Raw genomic sequence first — 7,578 nt, 5'->3', positions numbered from 1 at the left:
ATTGCAGGCTGGTTGCATTTAATCCTGGCTCAGTTGCATTTAATCCTGGTTCAAATGAAATTATAGTTGCAAATAATCCTGGCTGAAAACAACGATGATTGCAGGTTGGGGGATTTATAATTGCAGGTCGCTACAGCTAGTAGTTAAATTAGCGCTGCTACGATTTGGGACAATGTATTAGAAAAAAATTATTTTACCGAAAGTCTACCGCGTTACTGTTGCGCCAAATTCAATAACAATAAATTTTTTGTGCGCGGCATGGATTCCGCGCAAAAATTAGGTGAAATTAAAATTTTGTAGTTTTATAGGCTTAATTATTCTGTTAACCATTTCCAAGCCTTGTAAGTAACATATCCAACTGCTGCTGCTGCTGCTACTGGTGCGGCAGCTGTTACAGCAATACCTGCTAACATTGTTCCTCCTCCGACCGCCGCTAATCCAGAAGTGATTCCAGCTGCACTCAAACCCGCAACACTACCAGCTGCTGAAATTGCACCAACTGCTCCAGCAGTACCAGCTACTGCACCTACGGCAGCACCAACTGCACCTGCACCCAATGCTTCGTTATTGTCTTCCATGTGATTGTGACCTTTAATATAGGGTTTAAATTAATAGCAATCTAACTAGAAGCTATTAAGTTAGTGTGACATAAAGCTTTTCTAGAAGAATAGAGTAATTTTTCTGAATTAATCTAAATTTTAGCTAAAGGTGCTTAGTTTTATTAAATACCTCTCCGTAATTTTATGTAAAAAAATATACCTAAATAAACGTATCGCACATTCTGTGGCGATTTTGTACGCAATCGTGGGTGGGTGGTGGTAACGCTGCCCGTTGCGGTAACTTCCGACTTCAACTTACAACTTCATTGACTAGTTGGTGAAAGTCGGAAGTTAGGAGTTGCGATCGCAAAGTAGTTTCTCTCTACCTCTCACCAGCGCCTTCATCATCCGATGTCGTGAAACTATTAAATCCCGACATTCTTGCTCACAGTCTATTTATAAAAATAGAATGATTTCATAGTTAAATCTCTTCTTAATTAGGGAATTATAAATAAAGAACTACTATAAAAACTATTCTCTGATAGTTGACAACAGTATGCTTGTCTTTTTTATTCATGGTGTTAGTACCCAAAATACTGGGTATGCTGACGTACTTATAAACAATATTAAGGATGAACTTGTAAAAAGACAGCCTAGTATTCAAACAAATTTCTATTCAAGCTTCTGGGGCAACTTATTTAATAACAAGAAGCATCAAGTTATTGGTTGTATTGAAAAAGATTTTTCAAGAGCCTGTGACAAACACGACAAACATAAAGTATATAAGGATTCTTGTAATACTTTTTACAAATACATAGATCGGAGAAAGCAATTAATTAATAATTTCTTAGGAGACTTTTTAATATATCAAAATCCCGAAAGAGGTAAAGCAATTCGTAGAGTTATTCTTGGGCAATTGAATCAGTTTATAGAAGATCATTCTGATTGCAAACAGATTCATTTCATTGCTCACTCTTTAGGGAGTCTTATTCTTTGGGATCTCCTTTTTTCAGATACCCTAACGAGTGATGATCCTGCTTTGTTCTTTCGTGAGAAATTGAATCAGCTAGATATAGTAAGTATTACAACATTAGGTTCCCCCCTGTTGTTTCTCAAACAGATGCTTGATATTGATTTCTCTACTCTTAATTCTTTTCTCAATAAATATAGTGAGGCGCATAGTATTGTTTCACATAAGTTAAGGTGGGTTAATATAATACACTCTTCTGACCTAATTGCTTATCCCTTAAAAGCTGCTATAGAAGATGAAATAGGCTCTCAAATATTTTTCTGTGACCAGTATGTTTGGCAATATGCTAATGCGGCAGAGAAAACATTAAGAAATCTTGGTCAATTTGACCTAGCAATGGTAGTTGCAGCCGAAGATGCTCATTCTTCGTATTTTGCTAACAACTTAGATGGGGCTATAACAGGAAGAATTATTGCGAATAATTTACTGGGAGAAACAAAAAAACTTGTAGAAAGACCTGTAAATCGGGAATGATGCGTGGGTATTCTCGAAATGGTTAAGCGAAAAATTTACAGATGTGTTCAAATTATTTTGAATAAATTAATGAGATGAAACTTCCAATTGAGAGACTTATTAATTACTTTGTCGATGATGTACTTTATCAAGCTGAATCAGCTAGTAGTATTTCACAGTTTGCACAGAAAGCTGTAGAAATTTTAGATGGTGTACCTAGTATGTCTCAGTGTCACGACAGAGATTTCAAATGGTCTAGACCTATATTTGTTCTTCAAGATGGTACTGTGGTTAAAACTTGCAAAAATGTGATTGGACTTAACCACATATTTTTAGCTGATAATCATGGCAAGTTAATTTATGGTGGTTTTGTGGATTGGACTCATTCGGATGAACTTAAAAAAGCAATAGACAAGATTAGAATAGAATTGACATAAGCAAATGTAAAGGTTTTGGCATTTAATTATCCGAATCCTTCAACATACCCGTCAACAATTCCGACATTTCCCACAGGTCTTTATTCCTGTTATCGTCATAAATCATCAACGTTCGCGGATCAGCATGACGGCTCAACTTCTGCGCCTTTCTGATATTCCCATCAGTAGCATCAAGTGCCGCCGTAATTGCCGAATGCCTGACCCTGTGCGTTGACATTTTCCTGTATAGGGAAGGAATGATATCAATTGTGATATCACAATTGATATCAATGCCCCACAAAGAGCGATCGCTTCACCACCTGGATGGGACTCTCCTGAGTGAGCTTATGACGCAGCAGAGATTACCTGACCAATCCGCTTGAGAATTTGTAAAACACTGTACAGTTCTCTGGCGGATGCAAACGGGGCGAAGACCCTTGACAGGTCGTACTGTGGCGTATTTGTTTGCGTCACTTTCACAAATAAAATATCGTCGCCATTCGTCACCATACCGAACACAGGTTTATTGGGGTTGGGGTTAGCCATCAGGTAAGCTAGGGCTTGTGGTACAGCTGACCAAACCGAAAGCGTGGTTTTTTTTGACTCTAACACCATGACCCAGAACTGATCTTGCAGCACTAAAACGTCAATCCGTCCGCGCAGTATCTCCTCGCCATCATTCAGCACCAATTCCACGGATGATTCAGCCTTAATCCGAAAAGGAGGATCGTAAAACCCGGAGAGTGCAAGTATCGGTGACACCAGCAACAATATGACTGTCCCTTCTAGTAAATCACCTCCGGCACGATGATAGAGATATCTACGCCGCAGGACATCCACAGAAGCTTTTTCCGCTTCTGTAATTTCAGGTAATCCTTCATACCACTCCGTGAAAAACTGATCATCTTCAACGCGGACGAAACCGAATCGATTTTCTGCATCCAATAGAGTGGTAATCGCTTCTGTAATTGCTGCCGTCTGTGTCATTGCTTCTAGGTAACAGTTGCCTTGCTCTTTTATTGCATCTCTCCAATCTTTATTATCGTCAATTGGCGCGATCGCTCAGAAAGTAGTAGATACTGATGTAGATATATATAGAGTGAGAATGAAACTTTACGCTCTATTGAAACGCATAACGTGACTATGGATACTAGCATCACGACGGAAATCTTAGAAAAAAATTACGCGCTAGCCATAGGCGAGAGTTTTACGACGCTCGACACCGATCCAGATGTCATCTCACAGTTGTTAAGCGATACACGCAGCGCTGGCACCCGCCGCGCCTACTCGAAAGATTTACGAGACTTTTTCGCTTTCTCAACCGGTAAACAACCCGACCGCGCCTTAGTTCTGGAATTTTTGCACCTCGAACACCGTCACGCGATCGCTGTGGTTTTGAAGTTCAAGGCGTACTTGATGAATGAGCGAAAACTAGCTGAGAACACCGTTAATCGGAAGTTAGCGGCGATTAAGTCGATGGTGGCGATGGGGCGTAAACTTGGGGTGTGTGCCTTTTCCCTGGAAGATGTGAAAGCCGAGAAGGTGCAGACTTACCGAGATACTTCCGGTGTGGAAGCTAGCGATTACGCTGCGGTTTTGAAGCTGGTAGACCGAACCACAGTAAAGGGTAAGAGGGACTATGCAATTTTGCGCCTACTTTGGGACAATGCCCTAAGACGAAATGAGGTTTGTTCTCTAAATGTGGGAGACTTCAACCCACAGGCAGGAACACTTCAGATCCTCGGCAAAGGTAAGGGAACGCAAAAGGTAGCAATCGAACTTACCCGAAAGACCGTTGAGGCGTTAACCGATTGGGTAATCGCCAGCAGTAAGGCAAGCAGGTTAACCGAGCCGATGTTTGGTTCGATGGCATACCGCAAAGGTGATAAAGAAGATAGGTTGATTGGCGAGTCGATCCGGCGGTTGGTCGATGGTTTATGCAAACAGGCGGGAATCACCAAAAAGATGTCACCGCATCGGGTACGACACAGTTCTATTACAACCGCGCTAGATCACAGTAACGGGAACTATCGCAAGGTTCAAAATCTTAGCCGTCACGCCAATATTGATACTATCCGAAAATATGATGACAACCGTCAACGCCAGAAACAGCAACGTGAGATATCAGGCGTTTTGGCGGATTTGGTGTGAAGTATACTTCTGTCAAACTCAATTTTTATCTTGGTGCTTTTGTGGTTCGGCAAGGGAGAGGGTGACAATCCCCCTCTCCGAACTTAACCTGAGTTTCGTGCGAAAACTATCTTATGATTTTGCTTTTTAGATTAAATTGTAGATAGCAGAGCAACTAACTCTGGTTTTTTCTTCTTGTTATATCCAGAAAATCCTCGCTTTTTCGCCATATCTTTAAGCTGGGTAACTGTCAAAGTGTTCAAATTAGTAGCTGTAGAAACCTTTGGTGTAATGACTTCTGGTTCTGATTGAGGAGTGAGATAAAATACCTCCTTGAGTGCATCCAGCTTTTTCCCTTTGGTTATGCCGCATTTCAGGTTTGTAATTGGCTCGAAGGTTTCCCAATATTTGCGTGGAGCTTCATCAATACGATTGGTAGCAATCGCCAGTTTCAAACCTTTTAACTCACTTTCAGGTTTCTCAATGAGATACTGCAAAGCCGCTTGGATTTCATCTCTGCTTGCAGTTGACAGATTAACTTTAGGTATTAACTCACCAGTTAGAATCCTAGTGAGTTCAAATGTTTTCTCACTAGAATCTGCAACAATGCACCATACCCTTTCTAAACCGACTTCCTCGGCGATGGCGTAAATAAATGAGTTGCCGATGACTTCATACTGATCTTCTTCGATTTCTTTAACAATCACCGGAACCCAATTGCGACCACCTGATTCAATCAATACTCTTCCAGCTGCTTTGATACAAAACTCTGGTGCATCCGTGCCTTTTCCTGGGTTGACTTCACGCATATCAAGGCACATCAAATTTCCAACATTAGTTAAGCTCATATCTTTAGACCTTTTATTGTTATTGCAAAAAGTATTCTTTCACTAGTGCCAAATAATACTCACAGGCTATTTTGTGTTTATAAGCAGCAGGTACACGAGTAAATGCACCGCCTGCAATGTGCGCGAAACTGGGTATGCCAAAAATATGATGGTCTTCCCTTGCAGAAGTGGATTTGGGGTAAAAGTATGGCGTTAGGTCAATAGGATTAACTTTATCCTTCTTGCCTTTTGCTAAAATTTCGTTTATGGCCTGTTCTGCACTGAGTCTCTGAGCTTCTGTAATGGATTCACCGTTGAAAAAGATGGGTAGAGCAATCGGCCCTCCGTCTTTTCTCCCTTTTTGAATTTCGGGTACAAAACGTTTAATTACTGTCACCGCGTTTTCCAGTGAGAAGATGCTGTTGTGCTTGGTGGGAATCAAAACCACATCTGCTGCACAAACTGCACTCTGGCTAAATAATCTCCAATTGGGTGGAGAGTCAATCAAAATATAGTCGTATCGCAAGTTGAATGGCTCTAGTGCTTGTCGCAGTCTGACAGGACTGATCATGTGACGCAACTTTTCTTCTTCCAGATTTTGAAGTTTTTCATCACTGGTAATGATGTCAAATTGCCATAAAATATCTTTTTTTGGGGAGAACTTACATGAACTTATCAATCCATCAGATAGTGGACTATTCTTATTTACCAACCACGAATACAAAGTATCTTCTTTGGGTTTAAGACCTAGTGAATTTGTTAGGTCTTGTTGGTTGGGGTCGAAGTCAACAATAAGTGTTCGCTTTCCTAAAAGTGCTAACGTAGCTGCTAAGTTGACTGTGGTTGTAGTTTTGCCCACTCCACCTTTATTGTTATAAACTGCCACAGTTAAGGCTTTTTGCGGTTCATCTATTTTCTGCTTGATTGTCGAGACAACTTTATCCAGATTATCTAGCGCAATTTCCAAGCAGGGAGACGCTGGATGGATGACCTTGCCATGTTTTCTAAATAACTGGATATGATTTGCATTGGTGATAATTCCCCATTTAGCAGATTTACAATTTGGAGCAAGTAAATAATTTTTGAGTTGGTTGACTGTTGCCTTATATTGTGCAGAATTTGGGCTAAGGTTGATATTCTTGCCTTTTGCCTCCACTAACAGGTAAGGATTTGACTTGGTGTTGATGAAGATGTCGCTGCCAGAATTCTTGCGAACAGCGTAATCTACAGTATTACCACCATTGCCGGTAGTAAACTGTGGAACAGTTTCGATTAAGTCAAAACCCAGGATTTTTAGAAGTTCTGAGATAAATATACTACTAACTATTGGTTCAGTAGCACTATCTGGAAGGCTGATTAGTGCTTGTTTGATTTTGGAAAAATCCATAAAAATCAATCTTTATACACAAATATAGAGTCGCTAAATCGGCAGATTACTACTTAGTGTATTCAGATACTTTATGTTTGTCATCTGTAAAATTAACAGTTGGCGTTTTTGTAACTAAGTTAGATTTTTATTTCTTAGGTGAATCGTCATCTAGTCTGCGCGTCTTGTTTTCAAGCGTTGCCGTACTATAACAATATTGATATATTTAGAGGGTATGCTGTGCCTGAAACCCGTGTTGTTTTCTACCAGGAAGAGGATGGCGAAGACTAGCGATGCAATAAAAATCATTAACAAGATGACCAGCAGCGACCCTGAGCTTGAGGCATTAGTGGAGTCAGCCTCTATAAATGCAGAAGTGGCACAGCTTATTTACTTTGCCAGAACAAAAGCGGGGTTAACACAGAAACAGCTTGCTGAACTTGTTGGTACAAAACAGCCTGTGATTGCACGGCTTGAAGATGCTGATTACGAGGGACACTCTCTTTCAATGCTGCAAAAAATCGCTCACGCTCTCAATCAACGGGTAGTGATTCAGCTTGCTCCAATAGAACACGAGCAAAGCGCATAGAGCATTCTAGTAGCAATGAATACGTTGTTTAGAAACATGGTCAGTATACACCTGATTAAAACATTTGAATACTCAGGTATTTAAATATCTGGATACCCAGATATTTGTACATTCAATTAGCCGTGTACCCAGGTTGCGATATTATGCTTTTATTTCTAGTGAGGAAAGTAACAGCATAATTAAGGTACTTCCCAAATTTATTAAGTATGAGTTCTGGAATGCCGACAT

At 40.4% G+C, this 7,578-nt stretch carries 8 protein-coding genes and 1 pseudogene; 4 read left to right on the top strand and 5 right to left on the bottom strand.

Features of this window, described 5'->3' with window-relative positions:
- Window positions 1-314: 314 nt before the first annotated feature.
- Window positions 315-578, bottom strand: a complete 264-nt coding sequence (locus ACEW80_RS31325) for a hypothetical protein (protein ID WP_373530348.1) — start codon at window positions 576-578, stop codon at window positions 315-317.
- 517 nt (window positions 579-1,095) lie between these two features.
- Here ACEW80_RS31325 and ACEW80_RS31320 point away from each other — a divergent pair.
- Window positions 1,096-2,043: a hypothetical protein gene (locus ACEW80_RS31320; protein WP_373530347.1), complete on the top strand. Its 948-nt coding sequence runs from the start codon at window positions 1,096-1,098 to the stop codon at window positions 2,041-2,043.
- A 74-nt stretch (window positions 2,044-2,117) separates the two neighbouring features.
- Window positions 2,118-2,459, top strand: coding sequence for a hypothetical protein (locus tag ACEW80_RS31315; RefSeq protein ID WP_373530346.1), 342 nt, complete (start codon window positions 2,118-2,120; stop codon window positions 2,457-2,459).
- 22 nt (window positions 2,460-2,481) lie between these two features.
- Here ACEW80_RS31315 and ACEW80_RS31310 read toward each other — a convergent pair.
- A pseudogene (locus ACEW80_RS31310) lies at window positions 2,482-2,679 on the bottom strand (integrase); the annotation flags it as partial.
- A gap of 104 nt (window positions 2,680-2,783) precedes the next feature.
- Window positions 2,784-3,425, bottom strand: a complete 642-nt coding sequence (locus tag ACEW80_RS31305) for a type I restriction endonuclease (RefSeq protein WP_373530345.1) — start codon at window positions 3,423-3,425, stop codon at window positions 2,784-2,786.
- Between the two features lie 156 nt (window positions 3,426-3,581).
- Between ACEW80_RS31305 and ACEW80_RS31300 the strand changes: the two genes are divergently transcribed.
- Window positions 3,582-4,589: a tyrosine-type recombinase/integrase gene (locus ACEW80_RS31300; protein WP_373530344.1), complete on the top strand. Its 1,008-nt coding sequence runs from the start codon at window positions 3,582-3,584 to the stop codon at window positions 4,587-4,589.
- 131 nt (window positions 4,590-4,720) lie between these two features.
- Here the strand turns inward: ACEW80_RS31300 and ACEW80_RS31295 are convergent, their stop codons facing one another.
- Entirely contained in the window at window positions 4,721-5,416 is a 696-nt protein-coding gene (locus tag ACEW80_RS31295) for a Rho termination factor (RefSeq protein WP_373530343.1), read from the bottom strand.
- Between the two features lie 19 nt (window positions 5,417-5,435).
- Window positions 5,436-6,782: an AAA family ATPase gene (locus ACEW80_RS31290; RefSeq protein ID WP_373530342.1), complete on the bottom strand. Its 1,347-nt coding sequence runs from the start codon at window positions 6,780-6,782 to the stop codon at window positions 5,436-5,438.
- A gap of 256 nt (window positions 6,783-7,038) precedes the next feature.
- Between ACEW80_RS31290 and ACEW80_RS31285 the strand changes: the two genes are divergently transcribed.
- Window positions 7,039-7,350 carry a helix-turn-helix domain-containing protein gene (locus ACEW80_RS31285; protein ID WP_373530341.1) on the top strand — a complete coding sequence of 104 codons (312 nt, stop codon included), beginning with the start codon at window positions 7,039-7,041 and terminating at the stop codon, window positions 7,348-7,350.
- The last annotated feature ends 228 nt before the right edge of the window (window positions 7,351-7,578 follow it).

This window comes from Nostoc sp., assembly GCF_041747015.1.
Classification (GTDB): Bacteria; Cyanobacteriota; Cyanobacteriia; order Cyanobacteriales; family Nostocaceae; genus Nostoc.
Note: the sequence above shows the minus strand (reverse complement) of the source record. Positions and strands in the feature narration are given on the sequence as shown.